We start from the raw sequence: 24,769 nt of genomic DNA on the forward strand, positions 1-24,769 counted from the left end.
AAAAGAAGTGGGGAGATGGTAGCAATATCGCCGCTTCCATCTCCCCAAAAACTATAAAATATTTACCTTATTTCTTTTTCTTCTTTTTGCTTTTTTCTTCTTCGGCCAGGCGGCAGCATTTCTCCTGGGCGTCTACCACGGCGATGTTCACCATGTTCACGATTTGTCTTACCGTACTACCCAACTGAAGAATGTGTACCGGCTTTTTCATTCCCAACAGGATGGGACCGATGGCATCAAATCCGGCTACTTCCTGCAAAAGGTTGTAAGCGATATTACCGGCTGCCAGGTTAGGGAAGATCAACGTATTGACTTCTTCTTCCAGCAATTCGGTAAACGGATAATTATCTTTCAGAATTTCTTTGTTGAAAGCCATAGCAGCCTGTATTTCACCATCTACGATCAGGGAAGGATCACGCTGTTTTACAATTTCGCGGGCCTTGCTCATAGTTTGTGCTTCCGGCGTCTGGCTGCTGCCAAAGTTGGAATACGACAGCATCGCAATGCGCGGCGTAATATTAAAATGCTTCACTTCCTTGGCTACCATCAGGGTAATATCTGCAATTTCTTCCGCCGTTGGATTGAAGTTAACAGTAGTATCTGCAAGGAATAACGGACCACGTTTCGTCTGAATGATATACATACCAGCTACGCGTTTCACGCCATCTTCCATACCAATTACCTGCAAAGCAGGACGGATGGTATCCGGATATTTACGGGTCAGACCGGAAATCAGTGCATCTGCTTCTCCTGTTTCCACCATCATACAGCCGAAGTAGTTACGTTCACGCATAATCTTACGCGCTTCATACTGGTTCAGGCCTTTGCGCTGGCGTTTCTGGAAGAACAGATCTCCGAAGCGGTGACGCATTTCCTTCATCTGCTCACTCTTAGGATCGATGATCACAGCATCATCAATTTCAATGGCATTTTCCAGCATCAGTTCACGGATCCTCGCTTCGTTACCCAACAGGATCGGATGGGCGATACCTTCGTCGTTCACTACCTGCGCGGCTTTCAGTACTTTCAGGTTATCTGCTTCCGCAAATACCACCTTCCTTGGATCGCGGCGTGCTTTGGTACCGATGATGCGGAACAGCTGGTTATCCAGGCCCAGCCGGTGATTCAATTCATTTTTATACGCATCCCAATCGGTGATCGGATGATGTGCGACTCCGCTATCCATCGCTGCTTTAGCAACAGCAGGAGCTACTGTACTCAGCAAACGCGGATCCAGCGGTTTAGGGATAATATATTTAGGTCCGAAGAAAATGCTTCTTTCGTTATAGGCCAGGTTCACGATGTCTGGCACCGGCGACTTGGCCATATCCGCCAAAGCCCTTACGGCTGCCAGTTTCATGGCCTCATTGATCTGGGTAGCTCTCACATCGAGAGCGCCACGGAAAATGTAAGGGAAACCCAATACGTTGTTCACCTGGTTAGGGTAATCGGAACGACCGGTCGCCATAATAATGTCCGGACGTGCAGCAATCGCTGTTTCATACGCAATTTCCGGGTCCGGATTCGCCATCGCAAATACGATGGGATTTTTCGCCATACTCTTGATCATCTCTGTAGATACCACGTTACCTACAGACAATCCCAGGAATACGTCTGCACCTTTCATGGCTTCCGCCAGTGTAGTTATTTTCGTATTGGTAGTGAATTGTTTATGTCTGTCGGAAAGGTCCTGACGATCTTTATTTAATACGCCGTCCTTATCAAACATGATGAAGTTTTCCGGCTTGGCACCCAGTGCCACATATAATTTCACACAGGCCATGGCAGCGGCTCCCGCGCCATTTACCACGATCTTTACTTTCTCTATCTTTTTCTTTACCAGCTCCAGCGCATTCAGCAATGCTGCAGAGGAAATGATCGCCGTACCATGCTGATCATCGTGCATGATCGGAATTTTCAGTTCTTTTCTGAGCCTGTCCTCAATTTCAAAGCACTCCGGACTTTTAATATCTTCCAGGTTAATACCTCCGAAAGTAGGTTCCAATGCCTTTACTGCGGCCACAAAAGTATCCGGATCTTTTGCATCCAGTTCTATATCAAATACATCTATATCAGCGAATATTTTGAACAACACCGCTTTTCCTTCCATCACAGGCTTACCTGCTTCCGGACCTATATCGCCCAAACCTAAAACAGCGGTACCATTGCTGATAACACCCACCAGATTGCCTTTCGCGGTATATTTGTAAACGTTTTCTACGTCGTTGAAGATTTCTTTACAAGGTTCTGCTACTCCAGGAGAGTATGCAAGTGAGAGATCCCATTGTGATTTTGTGTCTTTCGTAGGTATGACTTCTATTTTGCCCGGCCTGCCCTTTGCATGATAATCCAATGCATCCTGCTTATTCAGTTTCTTTGCCATATAAATATAAGATTGTTATTGGGCGTGCAATATACGAAGTATTGCATTAAAGCCAGCCACCCAAATAGTGGGATACCCCGCTATAATTCCCCCCGCTAACCATTAAAATTACTTACTTTTACAACGTTAAACATTCGCAAATATCATGATACAACGCATCCAGAGTCTCTATCTGCTATTGGCTGCCGCCGCAGGCGCTGCTGCTTTATCTTTTAACCTGTGGAAAGCCACGCTTTCCAACAATACTGTAACGTACGTAAACGCCTCCAGCAACTATCTCCTGTTTGTGCTGTACATCATTATCATCCTGCTGGCGGCCGTTTCCATCTTTCTGTTCAAGAAGCGTAAGCTGCAGTTCCGGCTTACAATTTTTAACATTCTTTTTGGTTTTGGCGCCCTGGCTTATCAATATTATGTGGTGCAGCAAACCGCTAATAAACTAAGCACCGGCGGCATGGCTATTTCCTCCGCCTCTTACCTGCCCGCGTCTTTCCTACCTATCATCGTGATCATTCTTTTATTCCTGGCCGCAAGGGGAATTTATAAAGATGAGAAACTGATTAAGTCGCTCGACAGGCTGAGATAAGCAACCAGTAAATACTTTACAATATTATAAAAGCCAAAAGGCCAGGAGTAACTCCTGGCCTTTTGGCTTTTATAATGCTTTCCTTACAGGAATTTCCCTGTATAACTTTCTTTCACTTTCTTTAACCCTTCCGGCACACCGGCATACAGCAGATTACCGCCACCAGCGCCGCCTTCCGGCCCCAGATCAATGACCCAGTCGGCACTCCTGATCACATCCAGGTTATGCTCAATCACCAGCACTGTATGTCCCTGTTCTATCAGGGCATTAAAAGAGTCCAGTAATTTTTTGATATCGTGAAAATGTAAACCGGTAGTAGGCTCGTCAAAGATAAACATGATATGCCCCTGTGCTTTTCCTTTACCCAGGAAGGAAGCCAGTTTCACACGCTGCGCCTCTCCACCACTGAGGGTATCGCTGCTCTGCCCGAGTTTCACGTAGCCTAATCCCACACTGCTCAACGGACGGATTTTATTGCATACATCCTTTTCATCTTTGAAAAAGTCGAGCGCTTCATCCACACCCATTTCCAGCACTTCGTAAATATTCTTTCCTTTATAGGTTACTTCCAGTACTTCGTCTTTAAAACGTTTACCACCGCAGCTTTCGCAGGTGAGATGTACATCGGCCAGGAACTGCATTTCCACGATCACTTCTCCTTCCCCTTTACATGCATCACAGCGGCCACCGTCTACGTTAAAAGAAAAATGTTTTGGCTGGAAGCCGCGCATTTTACTCAGTGGCTGCCTGGAATACAGATCACGGATTTCATCATACGCTTTGATATAAGTAACCGGGTTGGAACGCGATGATTTACCAATAGGATTCTGGTCAATCATTTCTATCTGCGTCACCTCATCTACGGCGCCTTTCAGGGCTTTGTAATTACCTACTCTCTCTGCAAATTCGCCTTTCAGCTTCATCAGTGCAGGGTATAGAATTTGCTTTACCAGCGTGGTTTTACCGGATCCACTCACACCACTGATCACCGTTAATACGCCTAATGGGAAATCAACGGTAATATCTTTCAGATTATGCTGACGGGCACCTTCAATCGTGATGGCTTTTTTCCATTTACGCAATTTCGCAGGCGGATCGATCGTGAATTGTCCACTGAGATATTTACCCGTCAGGCTTTTACCATCTTTCAGGATCTGCGGATACGTACCGGCGAAGATCACTTCCCCACCGAGGTGACTGGCCAGTGGTCCCATATCAATAATGTAATCCGCTTCTTCCATCATCTGCTCGTCGTGTTCTACCACTACTACGGTGTTGCCGAGGTCGCGCAGTTCTTTCAGTACGGCGATGAGGCGGTGTGTATCACGTGCATGCAGGCCTATACTGGGTTCATCGAGGATGTACATGGAGTTGGTGAGGTTACTTCCCAGGGTACGGGTCAGTTGTATACGCTGACTTTCGCCACCACTCAGGGTATTAGCCACACGGTTCAGGGTAAGATAGCCCAAACCTACATCCAGTAATGTTTTAAGACGATGGTGAATTTCAATGAGAATGCGTTTGCCGATCTGTTGCTCATATTCATTGAGTTGCAGTTCGTCGAACCATTGTTTCAGGTTGGATACCGGCATATCTACCAGTTCCGCGATACTGCGGTCTCCTACCTTTATGTAGAGCGCTTCCTTGCGTAAGCGTCCGCCGCCACATTCAGGGCAAACGGTGCGTCCGCGATAGCGGGCCTGTAATACGCGGTATTGCACCTTATACAGGTTTTGCTCCACCATTTTGAAGAACTCGTTCAACCCATAGAAATGTTCGTTGCCGGTCCAGAGTAATTTCACCTGTTCATCCGTGAGTTCCGCAATAGGCTTATGTACCGGGAAACCGAATTTCCGCGCGGTTTTGATGAGCGCTTCTTTGTATTCGCCCATTTTCTCTCCACGCCACGGGGCAACAGCACCTTCAAAAACGCTTAAGCGTTTATCCGGTATCACCAGGTCGGCATCAATGCCCAGCGTTTGTCCGAAGCCTTCGCAGGTAGGACACGCGCCATATGGATTGTTGAAGGAGAAGAGATTAGGTACCGGCTCTTCAAACTGAATACCATCCAGTTCGAAACGGTTGGCGAAGTGCTGCATCTCTTTACCATCGATCTCCACATAGCAATCACCTTCGCTTTCGTAGAAGGCGGTTTGTACGCTATCAGCAATACGATGTTTATCATCTTCCTCAAAATCCTTTACTACCAAACGATCTATGAGCACCCACGCATCTGCGGCTACGGTGATTTTCTTCTGCTCCAGCAGTTCTTCTATGCGTACCAGTCCGGTGCCTTCGCTACCGGGTGTGTACAAACGGGAAAAGCCTTTCTGTACCAGGATATTCAGCTCTTCTTTTACCTCTCTTTTGGCATGCCGGCGGAAAGGGGCGAGCAGTAATACTTTCGTGCCATTTTTCAGTTTTGTGATATAATCTACCACATCGCTTACTTCATGTTTTTTTACCAGTTTTCCGGAGATGGGAGAATAGGTTTTACCCACTCTTCCAAACAATAACCGCAGATAATCGTAGATCTCCGTCATTGATCCCACGGTTGAGCGGGGAGTACGGGTAATCACTTTCTGCTCAATGGCTATCGCGGGACAAATTCCTTTGATATAATCCACATCTGGTTTATTCATCCGCATCAGGAACTGACGGGCATAAGAGCTTAAACTTTCGGCGTACCTGCGCTGTCCTTCCGCATACAAGGTATCCATGGTGAGGGAAGACTTCCCGGAACCGGACACACCAGTAACAACTACCAGCTTACTGCGGGGGATGGAGACGCTTACATTCTTAAGATTATGTACCCTGGCTCCTTTTATGAAAATCTGGTCCTGTGGGCTAACTTCCTGAGGATCAATTATGCTTGTTTCTTTTTTTACTTTTGTTGCCATGACAGAACAAATTTAAGGGAAAAGATGTTAGTTCAGCCGCCTGGATTTTACATGCGTCCACAATACGCTAAAAGCTAATACCTAAGGGCCGAAAGCTATTTTTATTATTTGTTTTATTGAACTAATCTTTTATATTTGCATAGGACCAGATCTATCTCGCTGGATTTTCCGTAAATCATCTTTAACTAAAACTGTTCAATATCGCCTAAACTCTACTTAATTAAAACAACCAAACTGGCTGTAAAGTCTGTAATTTATTTACTAACCCGCCTAGTTGTAGAAGTTTATGCAAGTAATGTACAAATTGTGCGATGAGCAGTTGATTACCCTCTTTAAGAAGGGGCATTCTTCCGCATTAGAAGAGTTGGTTCACCGTCATAAGGACAAGGTGTTCACCTCTATCCTGTTACTGGTTAAAGATTCATTCCTCGCAGAGGACATTTTCCAGGACACCTTTATTAAGATTATTGATACTATCAGAGCTGAACGTTATACTGAAAAGGGAAAGTTTTTACCCTGGGCGATGCGTATTGCGCATAACCTCTGTGTAGATCATTTCCGGAAGATCAAGCGCACGCCGATGATCAGGACCGGTGATGATAAAGACATCTTCGATGTTCTTGGTTTCAGCGATAGTTGTGCAGAAGAAAAGCTTATTACCCGTCAGAGTCATGACCGCGTTCGCAGAATGCTGGACATGCTGCCGGAAGAGCAGCGCGAAGTGATTATTCTGCGTCATTACGCAGAGTTGAGTTTTAAAGAAATTGCCGATCTCACGCAAGTGAGTATCAATACCGCTTTAGGTCGGATGCGTTATGGTCTGATCAATCTCCGGAAAATGATGACGGAGAAACAAATCTGTCTATGAGGAACCCTTTTTTTTGCTTGCCAGCAACGAGCGGCCGGATGTAATGTCCGACCGCTCGCTATTTTAGGGCAATCCTGTTTATAATATCTCCGGAATTACAACCGCTCAAATACCATTGCCGCACCCTGGCCTACCCCTACACACATCGTTGCCAGGCCATATTTAGCAGCTGCTCCTTTCCGTTTCATTTCATGCAATAAAGTAGCTGTAATGCGCGCACCGCTGCATCCCAGCGGATGACCGATTGCAATAGCACCGCCGTTTACATTTACAATATCCGGATTCAGCGCCAGGTCGCGCATACAGGCGATGGATTGAGCAGCAAAAGCTTCATTCAATTCTGCCAGGTGCAGTTGATCTGTGGTAAGCCCTGCACGCAGCAAAGCCTTCCTGGATGCAGGTACCGGCCCGATACCCATAATAGCGGGATCCACACCGGCAACAGCCATGCTTTTGATCTGTGCCAGCGGTTGCAGGTTAAACGCCTTCAGCGCTTTTTCAGAAACAATCAATACCGCTGCTGCACCATCATTGATACCGGAAGAATTACCTGCCGTAACAGATCCGTTTTTTGCAAAAGCAGGGCGTAGTCCGGCCAGCTTTTCCAGCGTGGTTTCACGGGGATGTTCATCTTTTGAAAAGATAACCTGCTCTTCTTTATTGGGCGTAATGGCTACCGGTACTATTTCATCCTGCCACTTACCGGCATCCAATGCCTGCTTGTACAACGTTTGACTGCGCAACGCAAAAATATCCTGTTCTTCTCTTCCTATATGCCATTGATTCGCCACATTTTCTGCGGTTTCTCCCATGGAAAAAGGGTGATACATTTCTGATAGTTTTGGGTTGGTAAAACGCCAGCCGATAGTAGTATCATACATCTCCGCCTTACGGCTGAAAGCCCCATCGGATTTACCTACCACAAAAGGTGCGCGGGTCATGCTTTCCACGCCTCCGGCGAGATACACCTCTCCTTCTCCGCACATCACCGCACGGGCGGCATCCATGATGGCCTGCATACCGGAAGCGCATAAACGATTTACGGTATTACCCGCTACTGTTACCGGCAAACCTGCCAGTAGCGCAGCCATACGGGCTACATTCCGGTTGTCTTCTCCCGCCTGATTAGCAGCGCCGGCAATCACATCTTCTATCACAGCAGGATCAAGAGAAGGATTTCTATTCAGCAGGGCTTTGAGAACATGTGCCAGCAGATCATCCGGGCGGATGGTGCTTAAAGCGCCGCCATAGCGCCCGATAGGCGTGCGTACCGCATCTACAATGTATGCAACTTGCATTTGGTTGTTTTGGTTTATATGCAAATAAAACACATCCACTTAACTCAACCAATAAAACATCCATACCCGGTAATCACGGAAATTCTGAAAAACCGCCAGATACCCGCAGATTTCCGCCTTCCAGGAATTATAGCTTGACCGGAACGGCTGACGGACATAGTTTCGCCCTCATTAATTATTATTTCTATCAAAAAATAACCCCAAAAAATGAAACACCGTTGTAGCCTGGTGTGGCTGGCAGCATGTCTGCTCAGCATTACACCTGTAATTGTAAAAGCCCAGCAACCGGCTGGAGAAAATGATGCAAATCTTTCTGAATTATTATACCGACCCATCAAACCCACCGCCAAAATTATGGAAGGTGCAGAGCCCTCCCGGCAGGTATCTGCTACCCGTTCATCGGTAAATGTCAGAAGTCTCCGGGCTGCCCCGAAATGGAACCTGGCTGCGGAAAATGTCGCATCGCCTATTCATATCGACAACCTGCAATTATTACCCGAAAAAGTAACCGTAAAAAAGGCCGATGCCACCTTATACTGTACACCTCCAACCGTTACCATCGGTTGTTGCAGTTACAACATCAAAGACGAAGCTGCGAATAAAAATTTGCTCTATGCCTCACCGGCAGCCGTGTTCAGCAACGAAGCGGATGCGCGCACTTTTGCACAGAGCCTTACCCCCAAAGTTCCCTTCTTCCTTCCGTATACGAACAGTAAAGTATATCCGGCGGGCGCCTGGAAATATGATGACGGCAGCGGACATGGCTCGGTAGATTTTCTCAAAACCGCCGATGCCTATGGCCCTGGCATTGATCCTACTTTTGGCGTATATGCCTCAGCTGCCGGAAAAGTAGTAACCGCCATGTGGGACAACTTCTTTGGAAACGTAGTGATCATTGAACACAAAGCAACAGACGGCACACTTTATCGCACCGGCTATTTCCACCTCCGTGGCGGATTTGATCACGATCTGGCCAGGGCAAAAGTGATCCCGGTGAGTGATCCCACCAATAAAGACGCCCGCGATACCAAGTATAAAAAATTTGCTAACCTGCCCAATCCCTCCACCCAGCTTTGGGGCACCAACGCACAACAATTAAAAGTGAAAGTGGGCGATGAGGTATATGCCGGCCAGCAGATCGCATGGGCGGGTAACACCGGCTTTGGTGGTGCCGGCTGGGGATTGAACCAGGACGGCACTCCTTCAAATCCCAACACCGGCAATAATCACCTGCATTTTATGCTCTGGGTGAAAAGTCCGGGCGCAGGCGCCGACTGGATGGAGGTAGATGCCTATGGCGTGTATGCCACTTCAGACAACAGTAACAGTTCCTGCTATGAAGTAGGCGCCAGCGGTGGTTTTAACCGCTTCTTCGCCCCCTTCTACCCCTCTTTCCACAATGTACCGGTGCAGTATATTACCCGTTACTGGGGTTACTATACCGGCATGGGTATGTCATTGCAAACGCTGAGTGTTCATAAATCCGGCAATCAGTACCTGGCCTCCGGGTCTTTTCAATATGGCCTTCCTACTGCCTGGTATTGCCGCATCAATATGAATGGCACCCAGTATCAGCAATACTTCGATGAATACTACGGAAAAGGATATATTCCCCGCCAGATTTCCGTTACCAACGACAATGCCGGCAATCCACTGTTTACCGTGATCTGGCAGCAAAAAGGGAACGAAAATTTCGCAGCCGTTCACAATGCTACCGATGAAGTATATGCGGCTAAATGGAAAACCTATGTGGAGCAACAGAAAATGCGGGTAACAGAGCATGTGGTATACTATGTGGGAGGCAAACGCTATCATGCCGGCGTATTCGGCAGCAGCAATCCTGGTGGCTTTTACATGTATTACGGTCTGAATACCACCGACTTTACCAAAAAATTCGATGAATTGAACAAAGCCGGTTTAATGACAGTAAATGTGAATATCGAGGAAAACGGGAACCAGAATAATGTAGGTGGGCTCTGGTGGCCGCGTAACAAGGCTTATTATTCGTATATGAATATGAGCCCGGCCGATTACCAGGCCAAATTCACCGATCTCACAGCCCAGGGCTTCCGGCTGTTCAGAGTCCAGGGATACGACAACTCTTCCCGGTTTGCCGCTATCTGGATGAAATAACCCGCACCGGAAGACTATTTCCGGGGGCAGCTATTGGCCGCTACCCGGATGAGTAACCCAAACAGGATAGCGCCGGAATACTTTTTGGCACCATCCGTACGAAATAACCGCTTACCCCTGCAAAAGCGAATGCCACGGCTGGAAACGGCCGTGGCATTCGTTTTAAAAGGACATTCTGTCAGTACACCAATATTACGTATCTTTGCCGTTACTTTCCGACTGCCGTAAGGCAGCCATTTGCTCAATTAATGGTCAATAATGAAGTCTGACAATAAAAACATCCGGCATTTAAGTTTACCGGCCTTACAAGAATATTTCGGTTCCATAGGCGAAAAGCCTTTTCGTGCAAAACAGGTATATGAGTGGCTCTGGCTGCGGCATGCCGATAGTTTTGAAGCGATGACCAACCTCTCCAAAGAATTAAGACAAAAATTAACGGAGCATTTTTCTCTTCCTGCTGTTAAGGTAGATACTGTACAGCAAAGCAATGATGGCACTATTAAGAGCCGTTTCCGCCTGCACGACAATCACCTGGTAGAAGGTGTGCTGATCCCTACAGACAGCCGCCAGACCGCCTGCGTATCCTCACAGGTGGGTTGCAGCCTGAGCTGCAAGTTCTGCGCCACCGGTTACATGGATCGTAAGCGTAACCTCGATTACGATGAAATTTATGATGAAGTAGCGCTGATTAATCAGCAGGCACAGGAAACATATGGCAAAAAACTGAGCAATATTGTATTCATGGGCATGGGTGAACCCCTGCTTAACTATAAAAACGTACTGGCAGCGATTGAGCGCATTACGGCCCCGGATGGTCTGGGTATGTCGCCTAAACGTATCACCGTTTCCACTGCCGGCGTGGCCAAAATGATCCGTCAGCTGGGTGATGACAAGGTACGTTTTAACCTGGCCCTGTCTTTACACGCGGCGAACGATAAAAAACGCAGCGAGATCATGCCGATCAACGATTCCAACAACCTGAAGGAACTGATCGCTGCACTCAACTACTTTTACAAGGCTACTGAAAACGAAATCTCTTTCGAATATATTCTCTTCAAAGACTTTAACGACTCCAAAGAGGATGCAGATGAGTTGATTAAAATTTACCGGCAGGTACCCGCCGACCTGGTAAATATCATCGAATACAATCCTATTGATATGGCCCGTTTCCAGAAACCCGAAGCTAAAACAGCGGAAGAATTCATGGAATATCTTGCCAAAAACCGCGTGAATGCCAGATTACGCCGCAGCCGTGGTAAGGATATCGATGCAGCATGCGGACAACTGGCCAATAAAGGCTGATAAAATAATAATATTCCTATTGATCATGTGCGCATGATCATCAATCAATAATAATTTATGAAGAAAAAACAACCTGCTAAAAAAGGGTTTAGTCAGTCCAGGGATAACAAATTTGGTAAAAGCGACAAACCAGCAGGCACCCGCAACCGCTCCTCCGCTGATGGCGAAAGGCCAGGAAGAGCATCTGCAAAAGATAACCGCAGCGAAGAAGATAGCTCCTCCCGTAAATCCCGCTTCGGTGGCGAGAGTTCCGGCGATGATAAACCTTCTTTCCGCAAACGGACCTTCGACAGCACCGGCAGACCTGCCCGCAAAAAAGGCCCGGCTACCGATAGCTTAGGCAACGATAAACCACAACGCGGCAAACGTAGCAGCTTTGGCAGCAGTGAAGATAAACCCGCATTCAAACGCAGCTTTGGCGAGAAAAGCGATGACAAACGCTCTTTCGGCAAAAGTGAAGACAAACGTTCTTTTGGCAAAAGCGACGACAGACGTTCTTTTGGTAAAAGTGATGAGAAACGCTCTTTTGGCAAAAGTGACGACAAACGTTCCTTTGGTAAAAGCGATGACAAACGTTCTTTCGGTCGTGATGAAAAACCAGGCGCCCGTAAACGCTTCGACAGCGACGAAAAACCTGCGCACAAACGCAGCTTTGGCAACGACTTCAAAGACAAAAAAGATAAGCCAGATGGAGAACGCGCATTCAGCGCATTCAGAAAAGATGGCGAACGCCCGGAACGTACCCGCAGCTTCGATAAAGAAGAAAGCAGCGAAAGACCTCCACGTAAACGCACCTACGGTGCCGGAGCAGGCAAAAAAAGCGACGACAGCGCCTTTCATTTCCACGGAGATACTAAAAAAGGCGGAAGAGAAACCCCCAGTGGCTTCAACCGCAAAAAGTTCTTCGACAAAACCAACGAACGTTTTGCTGATAAGCAGGACAGAAAAAAAGGTGGAAAAGTAAGAGACACTAACGACCGCGAATCAACGAAAGAAAGCAGGGAAAGCAAAGAAAGCATTTTTGGTCCTGGTGAAATGCCACTGAACAAATTTGTAGCCCATTGCGGTCTTTGCTCCCGCAGAAAAGCGGTTGATCTGATCAAAGAAGGTAAAGTAACTGTGAACGGTAAAGTTGTCACTGAACCGGCTACCAAAGTTACCAGCAGCGATGTTGTTACCATGCAGGATAAGAAGATTACACCAACCAAAAACCTGGTGTACATCCTCCTTAATAAACCAAAAGGCTACATCACTACTACCGACGATCCGGAAGGGCGTAAAACGGTGATGGACCTGATCCAGGATGCTGCTGAAAATGAAAGGGTGTATCCTGTGGGCCGCCTGGACCGCAATACCTCCGGTTTGCTGCTGCTTACCAATGATGGTGAACTGGCACAACGCCTGGCTCATCCGAAGCACAATATCAAAAAGATTTACCAGGTAGAACTGGACAAACCACTCACCAAAACCGACTTCGACCAGATCATTGCAGGGGTTACCCTGGAAGATGGCGTAGCACTGGTGGATGCACTGGGCTATGTAGATCCAAAAGATAAAAAACAGGTAGGCATCGAAATCCACAGCGGTAAAAACCGTATTGTGCGCCGTATTTTCGAACACCTGGAATATACAGTAGAGAAACTGGACCGCGTTATGTATGCCGGTCTTACCAAGAAAACATTGAACCGTGGCCAATGGCGCTTCCTCAATGAAAAAGAGGTAATCCTGCTGAAACACTTTAAAAAATAACTGCCGAATTACGGAATGCGATTAACAGATCATATTATACTCGAAACGCCTGATTTTGTTGTGGTAAACAAGCCTTCAGGAATGCTTACCCTGCCAGACCGTCATGATAATGAGCTTACCTCACTGATAGCCATCATGAAAAAGGCTTACGGGGAAATATTTACGGTTCACCGGCTCGACCGCGAAACCAGTGGAATTATCCTGTTTGCACGTAATGAGGCAGCGCATAAATATTTCTCACAGCTTTTTGAAAGCAGAGATGTAAAGAAGTTTTACCTGGGACTGGTAAGTGGCCAACCGATGACCAAACAAGGCAATGTGAGTGAAGGGATAATGGAACACCCGGTACAAAAAGGTAAAATGGTTACCAACCGCAAGGGTAAGCCGTCTTCCACAGATTATGAAGTCCTGGAAGAATTTGGGCTTTACAGCCTGGTAAGGATGCAGATCCATACTGGTCGTACCCACCAGATCAGAGTGCATATGAAGTTTCTGGGGCATCCTATTGCCGTAGATGAATTTTACGGCAGTGCTCAACCCATATTGTTATCTACTATCAAGAAGAAATTCAAGCTGGGAAAACATACGGAAGAAGAGCGACCATTGCTGAGCAGGCTGGCCCTGCATGCCTCTATGCTTACATTCAAAGACCCGACTGGTAAAGAATATACGGTAGAAGCGCCTCTTCCGAAAGATATGAGCGCTTTGCTGACACAGTTGCGGAAGCATCGCGGCAAGCAACCCGCCGGAGAAGAATAAAATCATTGCTGAAAATAGTAAGAGCGAAGACTGCTGCGGGTATTCCGCATTTGTCTTCGCTCTTTTTTTGCCCATATACAGGGCACAAAAAAAACGGGGAGAAATCCCCGTTTCGTAAAAATCAAAAACCAACCATTAAAAAGTCTTTATATAAGCAGCCTTTCGGCTCTTCAAGTATTATTTGTTGGGCTGTGGTGTTGTTCTCAGGTAAGGCTTGATAATTTTATGGCCTTTAGGAAAACGTGCAGGGATATCTGCTGTAGGCACCGCTGCGGTAACAATTACATCTTCCCCGTCTTTCCAGTCTGCTGGTGTTGCAACGCTGTATTTAGCAGTCAGCTGCAGGGAATCCAGTACACGGAGCACTTCTACGAAGTTTCTGCCGGTAGAAGCAGGGTAAGTGATAATGAGCTTTATTTTCTTGTCTGGTCCTATGATAAACAAAGATCTGACAGTAAATGTTTCAGAGGCGTTTGGATGAATCATATCATACAGGTTCGCCACTGTTCTGTTCTCATCTGCAATAATAGGAAAAGTTACGTCAGTCTGTTGTGTTTCGTTGATATCATTTATCCAGCTCAGGTGTTTATCCACCGGATCCACACTGACAGCCAGCACTTTAGTATTACGTTTTGCGAACTCATCTTTTAATTGAGCAGTTCTGCCTAACTCTGTAGTACATACCGGGGTAAAATCTGCAGGATGCGAAAATAAAATACCCCAACCCTCACCGAGGAAATCGTAAAAATCTATTTCCCCTAAAGAAGTATTGGCTTTGAAGTTAGGAGCAGCATCTCCCAGTCTTAAACTCATAGTTTTACGATTTAATTGACCAAAAATAGCATTTCCCTACAAAATTTATAGACTTTAAAGGATTTTTTTCAGAATTTTGCCGATTTTTTTTCCGGGGCAAGGGTTTTAGGGGTTAACAAACAATGTGATTTGGGGGTTTTCTACAAACGGGCGCCAGGGAGGTACATCACTGGTACCAGGGGTTCACGTATCAATGGACACCGGAATGAACCTACATGGATGTCCGGGGATTAACTTCAATGGGGGTATCCGATTAAATGGAAAAGGATACCAGGATTTAACATACATGGATCATTCCGGGGTTCTTACAAATGGGCGTCCTGGGGTTTACCCGAATGGACGCCTGGGGTTAACAGAAACGGATCATTGCGGGGTTCTCACAAATGGACGTCCTGGGGTTAACCTTAATGGACGCCTGGGGTTAACAAAAACGGATGTCAGGCGGCTAACATTCATGGATTTCAGGGTCAACTTAAATGGATACTTCATCTTAAAAGAGGGTTCAGGGTCAACTTAAACGGATAAATATTACGGCTGATATTTTCACTTGTTGGAGGTATGCAGCTGCCAGGCGTAATATGCCATACTGAATTTGTTATCGTCTTCCAGTGCGGCCATCACCCGGGCAGCGTCCTCCTCCAGTTCTAATTCGATACAACCAAGGTATAAGCTATAGGCATCGTGCAGCATTTGTATGCAATACTCCATTTTGCTACTGGCATCGTTACTGTCATAACGCGCAGCAGGGGGCAAAGGAGGGTCTACAGGGAGTTCAATCACACGTTCTATGTAATAGCATTCCTCGTCCGCATATGCCTCCCAATTGTCTTCCTGTTGCAAACAGGGCCTTCTCATATGAAACAACACGTGATCGAATACCACTGCAGCACCCAGTTCTGCTTCCAGGTCAATCATATCGGGAGTACGCCACATATCTTCCAGCTTTTTCACAATCGTCATCTGCACCGCATCGTGTTTGTCCTGGCTGAAGCGAAGAAGGGTATTCATTACTTCATAGGTAGTTACAAAATCACAGGGATACCACACCTCATCCAGTAATGCCTGGCCCCAGAGTGTCAGGTAATTGGAATCATCCATAATGATCTGTCCAACTGAAATGGCCTGCACGGCTGTAATGGCTGTTGTTGTATTTACCTTGTTCATAACTGTCAGGTTTTAATAACAATACAAATTTAGCCGCGCAAAACGCAAGGGATTTGCGTAGTGATCTTTTGATGATAATTTTTTTATTACTGGTTGCAAAAGCGGGAATTGTTTATTTTTATTATCTAAATTTTATCTTTTGCCAAAGAATAAAGACGCGGTGTCGCGCTACCGCTGGATCGACGAGCGGTTGCGCAGTAAACAGAAGCCCAAACCTACCCTGGACAACCTGATTGAATATGTATCTGATAAGATGGGAACAGCGATTTCTACCCGCACTATCCAGAAAGATATACAGGATATGCGCCAGGACCCTGAATTGAACTACATGGCGCCTATCGTATACGAACGCAGCAGCGGTACCTACCGCTACTCGGACGATAGTTTTTCCATTGGTAACTCCCCTATTGAAGAAGCAGATCTCCAAGGGCTGGAAATTGCTATCGGCATACTCGAACAATTCCGCAGCCTGCCTGTAGTACAGCAGTTTGAAGACGCCATCCTGAAAATCGCTGCCAGCCTCAAAATGAACCGGGAAGCCCTGCAACACAAAGGATTGATCAAATTTACCCGCGCCTCCCATTACAAAGGCGCAGAACATATCCCCGAAATTGTAGACGCCATCAAAAACCTGGAGGTAATCCGCATCGCCTACCAGAGCTTTGACCGCGACGAGCCAAAGGAACACTGGGTAGAACCCTATCACCTCCGCGAATACCAGCATCGCTTTTACCTCATCGGGAAAAGCCAGCAAACACGCGGCGGCGCTGTGATCACTTTTGCACTCGACCGTGTGGTGAAACTATGGCCAACCAATAAACATTTTGATGAAAAGAATTTTGATGAAGCCAGTTACTTCCAGCATGCAGTAGGTATCACTGTACATGACGGAGAACCCGAACATGTATTGCTGAGCTTCGCTCCCAGACAGGGAAAATATGTGAAATCACAACCCATTCATGCCTCACAGAAAATAGTGGAAGATAACAGTACTGAATGTCGTATATCCCTCAACGTTGTTATCAATCCGGAACTGACCATGACATTACTCAGCTACGGCGCCCAGGTAAAAGTACTTCAGCCAAAACACCTTGCCGAAAAAATGGCGGAAGAAGCCAAAGCCATGGCCGTTCTGTATAAGTAATCGCAGCTTCCGCTATTACCACCGGCCAGGTAATAGCGGAAATTCTATCCGCTGAAAAATTATTCCTTTGGTTTGGAAAACAAACTATCTGACACCGGCTCATTCGTCTGCACCTTCAACACGCTAATCTTTACCCCTCCCGGCTGTTGCTCTGTTACTCCCGGATAAGCCAATCCTTCCGGCGTTTTCTTATAATCCGATAGAGTCGTAACAAGATCTGTTTCCCGGCCTTCAATACTGGTATGATTGGTTGTTTTCACCAACAGGTAAGTCTGCGCATCCAGGTAAGCAATACCATTCGTTCCGTCTGCTGTTGTGATTTTCAGCTTCCAGGCCGGCGCACCGTTCACATCCTCTTTTCCCAATACTTCTACCTTTCTTCCTTTACTCTTGTAATCGTACAACTCGCCCCGCAGATCCAGCTGGCTCTTCATCAGTTTTACCAGCGCCGGTTCCATATCCTGCGGCGTTGTTTGCTGCATTACCGGCATCAGTGTCCATCCTCTATTGCGCGTGATCACCTGCACGTTGCTACTGTTGTTCACTACAAACTCCAGGCGCATCGCCTCATCCTGCTTTACCCAGCGCTTGATAGGAATCGACTGCCCCTGTGCCTGCATAGTGCCCTCCATATACTGCGACTTTATTCCTTTCAATTTCTCTTCTCCTCCCATCGCCGCAATATTCTTCGCAATCAGCTCATCCGCTGTTTGTGCGCTGGTGCAATAACCTGCTACCAGCAAACCTGCCAGCAGCGTATAAAATCTCGTTTGTATTTTCATAAAATGTTAATTTCCTTTAACAAATAAATTACCCCTTAATAACCCCGGCACCTCTCCCAAAAAATACGCCAGCATTAAAAATACAGCCTATTCCTTAGCTTTGCAGCATGAATACATTCCAGATCTCAGGCAACCTGGTAGACATACTGCAACAGGAAATATATCCGGCCACTGTTCACGTAACAGATGGGCGTATCAGCAATATTGAACGTAACAATAATACCTACACCACTTACCTGCTTCCCGGCTTTACCGATGCACATGTGCATATTGAAAGCTCTATGCTGATTCCTTCGGAATTTGCCAGGCTGGCGGTAGTACATGGTACTATCGCGACTGTGAGCGACCCGCATGAAATCGCCAATGTAATGGGTGTAAAAGGCGTGGAATACATGCTGGAAAATGGGAAAAAAGTGCCTTTCCGTTTTAACTTCGGCGCCCCTTCCTGCGTGCCCGCTACCGTTTTTGAAACTGCCGGTGCTGTGGTCAGCGTGGCAGATATTGAAGCGCTGCTCCAACGCGATGATATCCGCTATCTCACGGAAATGATGAACTTCCCCGGTGTACTGAACAATGATCCGGAAGTACTCGCGAAAATAGCCGCAGCAAAAAAAGCAGGAAAACCTGTAGATGGCCATGCTCCGGGCTTACGCGGCGAAACAGCGGGACAATACATCGCTGCCGGTATCAGCACCGATCACGAATGCTTCACCATAGAGGAAGCACTGGATAAATTACACTATGGCATGCATATCCTGATCCGGGAAGGCAGCGCTGCCAAAAACTTTGAAGCCCTCTATCCCCTGCTGCATGATCACGCAGAAAAGATCATGTTCTGCAGCGATGATAAACATCCGGATAACCTGGAAGAAGGACATATCAACCTGCTGGTGAAACGTGCGCTGGCTTATGGTATCGATCTCTTCAAAGTGTTGAAGGCCGCCTGTATCAATCCCGTACTGCACTACAAACTGGACAATGGTTTGCTGCGCATAAATGATCCTGCGGATTTTATTGTGGTAGATAACCTGCAACACTTTAATATTCTTGCCACGTATATCGATGGTGCAAAAGTGGCAGAGAACGGACAAACGCTGATTCCATCCATTACCACATCTCCCGTAAATAATTTCATAGCCGACCCGGTAAACGCTACTGATTTTCGTATACCCGTTAGTGATAGTAATGCTAAAGAGATGGCAGTGAAAGTAATAGGTGCGATGGATGGCCAACTCATCACCAATGCTATTAGCAGCACCTTACCGGTGCACAACGGCGTGATAGATAGCAATACAGAAAAAGATATCCTGAAACTGGTAGTCGTAAATCGTTACAAAAAAGCACCGCCTGCCGTGGCCCTTATTCATGGCTTTGGACTGAAACACGGCGCCATCGCCTCTTCTGTGGCACACGACAGCCATAATATCATTGCGGTGGGTACCGATGACGAAAGCCTCGCAAGAGCCATCAATACCGTGATCGCAGAACAGGGCGGCATCAGTGCGGTAAGCGAAGCAGCCGTACATGGGCTTCCCTTGCCGGTAGCCGGCCTGATGAGTAACCTCGACGGATATACGATAGCAGCACAGTACAGCGCGCTGGATAAAGCGGCCAAAGAACTTGGCTCTACACTCGCCTCCCCCTTCATGACCTTATCGTTTATGGCATTGCTGGTGATCCCGCATCTGAAACTCAGCGACCTGGGGCTGTTTGATGGAGATAGCTTTCAGTTTACTACCGTAAATAATTAAAAAAAATGCAGCGGATCTATCAGGTCCGCTGCATCATCTTCTATAAGGATGTTAAAAAATTAGTGACTGGTCCACAATGCGCCATTAATCGAATCACGGGATGCGCCCGTAACCCCGCTCAACACATTCTCTTCCTGTCTCCAGCGTAAAGTGCCTATCAGCGCCATAATCAGTGCTTCTTTGAAACTTACCGTCTGCTCATCCGGTACTTCTACTATAACATCCAACAGCACCAGTTGCTGACGGATCGTTTCTACCAGGAAGGTATTGAAAGCGCCACCACCAGTGATCAGCATCTTTGCAGGGCCTTCCGGCTGCTGTGCTTTCAGCGCTTTTACCGCATTCGTAATTTGTGCAGCTATATGCTCTACATAAGTGCGGAGTTTTCCCTGTACAGAAATACGTAAGGGAGATATCATCGGCAAAATGGTATCTGTACCAAAATCGTTGGCCAGTGATTTTGGCCATGGTCTGGTGTAATAATCCAGCTGGTTCAGTTGCTCCAGTAAACTGTTGTCTGCCACGCCACCTGCTGCCAGTGCACCGCCATCATCATAAGGTTTATGGAGTGCCGCTGCGAGGGCATTCAATACCCGGTTAGCCGGACAGATATCAAATGCCACAAACTGCTCCGGCAGCTGTGCAGAAATGTTGGCGATACCACCAAGATTCAGCCAGTACTGGTATCCGGGCAACAAATATTTTTCACCGATGGGAACAATTGGCGCACCCTGCCCACCCAATGCCACATCTACCGCACGGAGATCGGTGATAACCGGTAAACTGGTCACAGCAGCAATAGCTGCACCATCGCCCAATTGTGCCGTCATTTTTTCGGCGGGTATATGAAATGTGGTATGACCATGCGAAGCTATAAAGTGAATTTTATGATCCAGCTGGTTCTTTTCTATAAATGACATAATGCGCTGACCGGTATAATGCCCGTAGGCAGTATGCAGCAACAGGTAATCCCTGGCTGGCAGCGAGGTAGCCTGTGACAGCTTTGCTACCCATTCCGGCTCATATGGCAGGCTTTCGGATGCTTTGATCACATAGGTCCATTGCCCGCGTATCTCCGTCAGTTCTGCAAAAACTATATCTAATCCGTCTAATGAGCTACCAGACATGGTGCCAATCACGTTATATACCATCGACAAAAATTTCAGCAAAGGTAGTTTTAAAATATTTTTTTTACGACTTATGGAAATAGGGGCAACAGCAACATCCTACAGGCAGAAAACTATAACGCCATGAAAAAACATATTGCTTTACTGCTGCTCGTCTGCATGGTGGCCGCTACGGCTTCCGCCCAACAGGTAAGGATTATCACCGGTACCGTCATAGATAGTCTGCTGAAAAGTCCGCTGGCCCGTGTAGCGGTCCGGGTAAAAGGGACCAATATCTCCACAGTCACCGATAAAAAAGGATATTTCAGCCTGAAAGCCTCCACAGGAGCGGCCATAATAACAATTAACGCTACTGGTTATCCAATAACGGAAATAGCCGTTGCTGCCGGGCAAAATACAGTGAATGTGAAACTGAGCCAATTACAGGCGCTCAACAAAAACAAAAATCAATATATCATGGAGGACCGGGTGGGCAGAGAAACTTCTGCCCTCAGTGAAGTAGTGGTAGCCGGCTATGGTACCAGTAAAAAGAGAGCGCTTACCAGTGCTATGATCCGGGGAAATTACGCTCCAGCCCCGGCCCCCATGAATACAGAAGATTACAGTCCGATCAGTGAAAACATTTTCCATGCCGCTACCGATCAGCCACTCAGTACCCTCAGTATTGATGTGGACCGTGCTTCCTACAGCAATGTGCGCCGCTTTTTGAACCAGGGTCTGATGCCACAGGCGGATGCAGTTCGTGTGGAAGAAATGATCAATTATTTTGATTATCACTACAAGGCGCCTACCGGGAAAGATCCGGTAGCCATTTATACAGACATGGCCATCTGTCCCTGGAATACGGCGAATCAACTGGTAAGAATTGCGCTGAAAAGCAAACAGGTAGATACCCGGGAGCTGCCTCCCTCCAACCTGGTGTTCCTGGTAGATGTATCCGGCTCAATGTCTGATGAAAATAAACTGCCACTGGTTAAACGCGCATTTGCTGTGCTGACAGAACAGCTCCGCCCACAGGATAAAGTAGCCATCGTAGTGTATGCCGGCGCCGCAGGTGTAGTACTTCCTGCAACCAGCGGTAGTGATAAGAAAAAGATCCTTGCCGCCCTCGAAGAACTATCTGCCGGCGGCTCCACTGCCGGAGGAGAAGGCATTCAGCTGGCTTACCAGATTGCCGGTGAACTGCATACAAAAAACAGCAATACCCGCGTGATCCTGGCTACTGATGGCGATTTCAATGTAGGCGTGTCCAGTGATGGTGAACTGACCCGTATCATTGAAAGTGAAAGACAGAAAGGTGTATTCCTTTCCGTACTGGGCTTTGGTATGGGAAACTATAAAGACAATAAATTAGAATTGCTGGCAGATAAAGGCAATGGTAATTATGCCTATATCGATAACTTCGAAGAAGCCCGCAGAACCTTTGTTACAGAGTTTGGAGGCACCCTTTTCACCGTAGCAAAAGATGTAAAATTACAGGTGGAATTCAACCCGCAATTCGTGCAGTCGTACCGGTTAGTGGGCTATGAAAACCGCCTGTTAAACAATGAAGATTTCAACAATGACAAAAAAGACGCCGGTGATATGGGTGTAGGCCATACCGTTACCGCCCTATACGAAATAGTACCTTCCGGTAAAAAGGCCACCAGCTGGGTAGATCCGCTGAAATACCAGAAAGGCACCATTATCGGCAATTCATCGGAGGTATTAACGGTAAAAATGCGCTACAAACAGCCATCAGCTGATAACAGCCAGTTGATAGAAAAAGTATTACCCTATAGCAACCAGGACATCAGCGCTGCGCCGGAAGATTTCCGCATGGCCGCTTCTGTAGCCGCTTTCGGGCAACTGTTGCGTCATTCCGCCTTCAAGGGCACGGCTACCTACGACCAGGTATTGTCCTGGGCAGGCAATGCCAGAGGAGATGATGCAGAGGGATACCGGGCAGAATTCATCCAGCTGGTAAAAAAAGCCAGGCTGCTGGACAAAGAGTAGTTCACTATTTTTCGGTAATTTGCGGCCTCAAAGGGATAGCTCATGATTATCAATTTAAGTGAAACCAATTCATTGGTGGGAGAATGGTTAAGCGAAATCAGGAATATAGAAGTTCAACAGGACCGTATGCGCTTCCGGCGTAATATGGAACGGCTGGGCGAAGTGGCCGCTTACGAGATCAGCAAAACGTTGGATTACGAAGAAAAGGAAATTACTACCCCCATGGGTATTGCCAATTGCCGGGTACTGAAATCGCAGCCTGTACTGGCTACCATTTTACGTGCAGGGCTGGCATTGCATCAGGGACTGCTGCATTATTTCGACAAAGCAGATCATGCGTTTATTTCCGCTTACCGCAAGCATAATCATGACGGTTCTTTCGATATCAGCCTGGAATATGTTAGTACCCCTTCCATCGACGGACAGGTACTGATCCTTTCCGATCCGATGCTGGCGACCGGTTCTTCATTGGTAAAAACTATAGAACACCTGGAAGAAATAGGCAAGCCCAGTCATATTCACCTGGTAGTAGCTATTGCCTGTACGGTAGGTATCGAATACGTATTACGCAATACCAAAGCGAATCTCACCATCTGGGCAGGAGACATCGATGATGAGCTGACCGCCAAAGGTTACATAGTACCTGGCCTCGGAGATGCAGGTGATCTGGCTTTTGGAAATAAATTACAACAATAGTTAAGAATAATCGTTTTACGAATAGCAGTTTTGTATCTTTAAACAGATCAAAGCTGCTATTCGTTTTTAAGAAATCGGATTTTAATACATGGATTTAATTTGAAATATGATTTAAATAGTGTACCTTCACCCGTATTGCATAAACCCTATGCTTTAAGCTTAATAACATGAAAAGAGCTTTACTATTCCTGGCCATATTACTTTATTTGAATCCTTTGCGGGCGCAGGACCCGCACTTTTCGCAGTTTTTCGCGTCACCGCTCACCCTTAACCCGGCTTATACAGGTTTATTTTCAGGAGATTATCGTTTATCAGGAAACTATCGTTCACAATGGAGAAGCATCGCTACCCCCTTTGTTACCGGTACTGCTGCGATCGACTTCGGTATCTTAAAAAATGTAATATCCTATACAGATATATGGGGAGTAGGTATCATGGCGATGTATGACAGAAGCGGCGGCGGAGCCCTTACTTCCAGTTATATTTCCTTCAGCACTGCCTACCACAAAGGCTTGGACCCGGAAGGCAATCATACACTTGCGATCGGCTTACAAGGAACACTGGTGCAGAAAAGACTCGATAACAGTAAGCTGCAATTTGAAAACCAGATAGATAATAACGGTTACAATCCAATGATTCCCAGTAATGAAACCCTGGTGAATCCTAAGATTTCTTACTTCGATCCCAACATCGGTATTTTATATAATGGCCTCGTCGGAGAGTCTTCCAACATTTACCTGGGAGCCTCTTACTACCATATTACCCAACCCACCGAATCATTTATGAACCTTACCCAGAACCGGCTCAGCTACCGCTGGACGGTGCATGGTGGTGGTTCCGTTCCGGTAAACGGGAAAGACCGCTTTCATGGCAGCATCCTTTACATGAAACAAAGCACCGCTTCCGAACTCACTTTTGGCGGAGCCTACGGTTTTGCGCTCAGCGATATGGACGATAATCCCACTACCTTTTACCTGGGTAGCTGGTACCGTCTGAAAGATGCCGTTATTCCTTATGTAGGCGTAGAATTCAAAGGCTTCCAGGTGGGCCTTACCTACGATACCAACGTATCTACACTGAATCCAGCTTCCCATTACCGTGGTGGCGTGGAAATTTCACTGATCTATATTCATACCCGGAACCAGAACAATAAATACAAAACCCTCTGTCCACGCTTCTAGGACATTGATCATAAAGATTTTAATAAGTATCCTGATTTGAGAAGATCGTAGCAAAGATGATCCGCTATGTCTTCCTCAAATCAGGATATTCGTTAAAATGATGGTAATCATAGAAATTTTGCCTTAGTTTCGTTGCTC

19 protein-coding genes are annotated in these 24,769 nt (G+C 46.7%); 11 read left to right on the plus strand and 8 right to left on the minus strand.

The window, feature by feature from the left end; all coding sequences use genetic code 11:
• Window positions 1–67: 67 nt before the first annotated feature.
• Window positions 68–2,383 carry an NADP-dependent malic enzyme gene (locus tag BMW79_RS00775; protein WP_089889233.1) on the minus strand — a complete coding sequence of 772 codons (2,316 nt, stop codon included), beginning with the start codon at window positions 2,381–2,383 and terminating at the stop codon, window positions 68–70.
• Window positions 2,384–2,528: 145 nt separating this feature from the next.
• Between BMW79_RS00775 and BMW79_RS00780 the strand changes: the two genes are divergently transcribed.
• Window positions 2,529–2,969: a DUF4293 domain-containing protein gene (locus BMW79_RS00780; RefSeq protein WP_089889235.1), complete on the plus strand. Its 441-nt coding sequence runs from the start codon at window positions 2,529–2,531 to the stop codon at window positions 2,967–2,969.
• An 83-nt stretch (window positions 2,970–3,052) separates the two neighbouring features.
• On the opposite strand, the gene uvrA is transcribed toward BMW79_RS00780, so the two are convergent.
• Window positions 3,053–5,869 carry an excinuclease ABC subunit UvrA gene (uvrA, locus tag BMW79_RS00785; RefSeq protein ID WP_177192003.1) on the minus strand — a complete coding sequence of 939 codons (2,817 nt, stop codon included), beginning with the start codon at window positions 5,867–5,869 and terminating at the stop codon, window positions 3,053–3,055.
• 286 nt (window positions 5,870–6,155) lie between these two features.
• On the opposite strand from uvrA, the gene BMW79_RS00790 reads away from it, so the two are divergent.
• Window positions 6,156–6,737 carry an RNA polymerase sigma factor gene (locus tag BMW79_RS00790; protein ID WP_235015960.1) on the plus strand — a complete coding sequence of 194 codons (582 nt, stop codon included), beginning with the start codon at window positions 6,156–6,158 and terminating at the stop codon, window positions 6,735–6,737.
• Between the two features lie 95 nt (window positions 6,738–6,832).
• Here BMW79_RS00790 and BMW79_RS00795 read toward each other — a convergent pair whose 3' ends face one another.
• Window positions 6,833–8,035, minus strand: coding sequence for a thiolase family protein (locus BMW79_RS00795; protein ID WP_089889238.1), 1,203 nt, complete (start codon window positions 8,033–8,035; stop codon window positions 6,833–6,835).
• Between the two features lie 207 nt (window positions 8,036–8,242).
• On the opposite strand from BMW79_RS00795, the gene BMW79_RS00800 reads away from it, so the two are divergent.
• Window positions 8,243–10,168 (plus strand): M23 family metallopeptidase, encoded by a 1,926-nt coding sequence (locus BMW79_RS00800; protein WP_089889241.1) that lies wholly within the window; start codon window positions 8,243–8,245, stop codon window positions 10,166–10,168.
• Between the two features lie 14 nt (window positions 10,169–10,182).
• Here the strand turns inward: BMW79_RS00800 and BMW79_RS00805 are convergent, their stop codons facing one another.
• Window positions 10,183–10,413, minus strand: a complete 231-nt coding sequence (locus tag BMW79_RS00805; RefSeq protein WP_089889243.1) for a hypothetical protein — start codon at window positions 10,411–10,413, stop codon at window positions 10,183–10,185.
• A gap of 13 nt (window positions 10,414–10,426) precedes the next feature.
• Between BMW79_RS00805 and rlmN the strand changes: the two genes are divergently transcribed.
• From rlmN to BMW79_RS00820, 3 genes are read left to right on the plus strand one after another with little or no spacing between them, the layout of a single operon-like run.
• Window positions 10,427–11,470 carry a 23S rRNA (adenine(2503)-C(2))-methyltransferase RlmN gene (gene rlmN, locus BMW79_RS00810; RefSeq protein ID WP_089889246.1) on the plus strand — a complete coding sequence of 348 codons (1,044 nt, stop codon included), beginning with the start codon at window positions 10,427–10,429 and terminating at the stop codon, window positions 11,468–11,470.
• A 57-nt stretch (window positions 11,471–11,527) separates the two neighbouring features.
• Complete coding sequence (locus BMW79_RS34195; protein ID WP_245752342.1) at window positions 11,528–13,219, plus strand: pseudouridine synthase; 1,692 nt, start codon at window positions 11,528–11,530, stop codon at window positions 13,217–13,219.
• Window positions 13,220–13,234: 15 nt separating this feature from the next.
• Entirely contained in the window at window positions 13,235–13,978 is a 744-nt protein-coding gene (locus tag BMW79_RS00820; protein ID WP_089889248.1) for an RluA family pseudouridine synthase, read from the plus strand.
• 177 nt (window positions 13,979–14,155) lie between these two features.
• Here the strand turns inward: BMW79_RS00820 and BMW79_RS00825 are convergent, their stop codons facing one another.
• Complete coding sequence (locus BMW79_RS00825) at window positions 14,156–14,791, minus strand: peroxiredoxin (protein ID WP_089889251.1); 636 nt, start codon at window positions 14,789–14,791, stop codon at window positions 14,156–14,158.
• 543 nt (window positions 14,792–15,334) lie between these two features.
• Window positions 15,335–15,955: a hypothetical protein gene (locus BMW79_RS00830; RefSeq protein WP_089889254.1), complete on the minus strand. Its 621-nt coding sequence runs from the start codon at window positions 15,953–15,955 to the stop codon at window positions 15,335–15,337.
• Between the two features lie 139 nt (window positions 15,956–16,094).
• Between BMW79_RS00830 and BMW79_RS00835 the strand changes: the two genes are divergently transcribed.
• Window positions 16,095–17,099, plus strand: a complete 1,005-nt coding sequence (locus BMW79_RS00835; protein ID WP_089889257.1) for a helix-turn-helix transcriptional regulator — start codon at window positions 16,095–16,097, stop codon at window positions 17,097–17,099.
• A gap of 59 nt (window positions 17,100–17,158) precedes the next feature.
• Here the strand turns inward: BMW79_RS00835 and BMW79_RS00840 are convergent, their stop codons facing one another.
• Window positions 17,159–17,881, minus strand: a complete 723-nt coding sequence (locus BMW79_RS00840; protein WP_089889260.1) for a LolA family protein — start codon at window positions 17,879–17,881, stop codon at window positions 17,159–17,161.
• Window positions 17,882–17,988: 107 nt separating this feature from the next.
• On the opposite strand from BMW79_RS00840, the gene ade reads away from it, so the two are divergent.
• Window positions 17,989–19,632, plus strand: a complete 1,644-nt coding sequence (gene ade / locus BMW79_RS00845) for an adenine deaminase (RefSeq protein ID WP_089889263.1) — start codon at window positions 17,989–17,991, stop codon at window positions 19,630–19,632.
• Between the two features lie 59 nt (window positions 19,633–19,691).
• On the opposite strand, the gene BMW79_RS00850 is transcribed toward ade, so the two are convergent.
• Window positions 19,692–20,801: an anhydro-N-acetylmuramic acid kinase gene (locus tag BMW79_RS00850; protein WP_245752343.1), complete on the minus strand. Its 1,110-nt coding sequence runs from the start codon at window positions 20,799–20,801 to the stop codon at window positions 19,692–19,694.
• Window positions 20,802–20,882: 81 nt separating this feature from the next.
• Between BMW79_RS00850 and BMW79_RS00855 the strand changes: the two genes are divergently transcribed.
• The 3 genes from BMW79_RS00855 to BMW79_RS00865 all read left to right on the plus strand — a co-directional run bounded on the left by BMW79_RS00855 (window position 20,883) and on the right by BMW79_RS00865 (window position 24,631).
• Complete coding sequence (locus BMW79_RS00855) at window positions 20,883–22,754, plus strand: vWA domain-containing protein (RefSeq protein ID WP_089889269.1); 1,872 nt, start codon at window positions 20,883–20,885, stop codon at window positions 22,752–22,754.
• A gap of 42 nt (window positions 22,755–22,796) precedes the next feature.
• Window positions 22,797–23,450, plus strand: a complete 654-nt coding sequence (upp, locus tag BMW79_RS00860) for a uracil phosphoribosyltransferase (RefSeq protein ID WP_089889272.1) — start codon at window positions 22,797–22,799, stop codon at window positions 23,448–23,450.
• A gap of 167 nt (window positions 23,451–23,617) precedes the next feature.
• Window positions 23,618–24,631, plus strand: a complete 1,014-nt coding sequence (locus BMW79_RS00865) for a PorP/SprF family type IX secretion system membrane protein (protein WP_089889275.1) — start codon at window positions 23,618–23,620, stop codon at window positions 24,629–24,631.
• Window positions 24,632–24,769 lie beyond the last annotated feature (138 nt).

Source organism: Chitinophaga arvensicola (assembly GCF_900110835.1).
GTDB lineage: Bacteria > Bacteroidota > Bacteroidia > Chitinophagales > Chitinophagaceae > Chitinophaga > Chitinophaga arvensicola.

Excerpts from the sequence above, each read along its gene's own strand:
- BMW79_RS00775 (WP_089889233.1), bottom strand. The coding sequence starts at position 2,383 with ATGGCAAAGAAACTGAATAAGCAGGATGCATTGGATTATCATGCAAAG.
- BMW79_RS00780 (WP_089889235.1), top strand. The coding sequence starts at position 2,529 with ATGATACAACGCATCCAGAGTCTCTATCTGCTATTGGCTGCCGCCGCA.
- uvrA (WP_177192003.1), bottom strand. The coding sequence starts at position 5,869 with ATGGCAACAAAAGTAAAAAAAGAAACAAGCATAATTGATCCTCAGGAA.
- BMW79_RS00790 (WP_235015960.1), top strand. The coding sequence starts at position 6,156 with ATGCAAGTAATGTACAAATTGTGCGATGAGCAGTTGATTACCCTCTTT.
- BMW79_RS00795 (WP_089889238.1), bottom strand. The coding sequence starts at position 8,035 with ATGCAAGTTGCATACATTGTAGATGCGGTACGCACGCCTATCGGGCGC.
- BMW79_RS00800 (WP_089889241.1), top strand. The coding sequence starts at position 8,243 with ATGAAACACCGTTGTAGCCTGGTGTGGCTGGCAGCATGTCTGCTCAGC.
- rlmN (WP_089889246.1), top strand. The coding sequence starts at position 10,427 with ATGAAGTCTGACAATAAAAACATCCGGCATTTAAGTTTACCGGCCTTA.
- BMW79_RS34195 (WP_245752342.1), top strand. The coding sequence starts at position 11,528 with ATGAAGAAAAAACAACCTGCTAAAAAAGGGTTTAGTCAGTCCAGGGAT.
- BMW79_RS00820 (WP_089889248.1), top strand. The coding sequence starts at position 13,235 with ATGCGATTAACAGATCATATTATACTCGAAACGCCTGATTTTGTTGTG.
- BMW79_RS00825 (WP_089889251.1), bottom strand. The coding sequence starts at position 14,791 with ATGAGTTTAAGACTGGGAGATGCTGCTCCTAACTTCAAAGCCAATACT.
- BMW79_RS00830 (WP_089889254.1), bottom strand. The coding sequence starts at position 15,955 with ATGAACAAGGTAAATACAACAACAGCCATTACAGCCGTGCAGGCCATT.
- BMW79_RS00840 (WP_089889260.1), bottom strand. The coding sequence starts at position 17,881 with ATGAAAATACAAACGAGATTTTATACGCTGCTGGCAGGTTTGCTGGTA.
- ade (WP_089889263.1), top strand. The coding sequence starts at position 17,989 with ATGAATACATTCCAGATCTCAGGCAACCTGGTAGACATACTGCAACAG.
- BMW79_RS00855 (WP_089889269.1), top strand. The coding sequence starts at position 20,883 with ATGAAAAAACATATTGCTTTACTGCTGCTCGTCTGCATGGTGGCCGCT.
- upp (WP_089889272.1), top strand. The coding sequence starts at position 22,797 with ATGATTATCAATTTAAGTGAAACCAATTCATTGGTGGGAGAATGGTTA.
- BMW79_RS00865 (WP_089889275.1), top strand. The coding sequence starts at position 23,618 with ATGAAAAGAGCTTTACTATTCCTGGCCATATTACTTTATTTGAATCCT.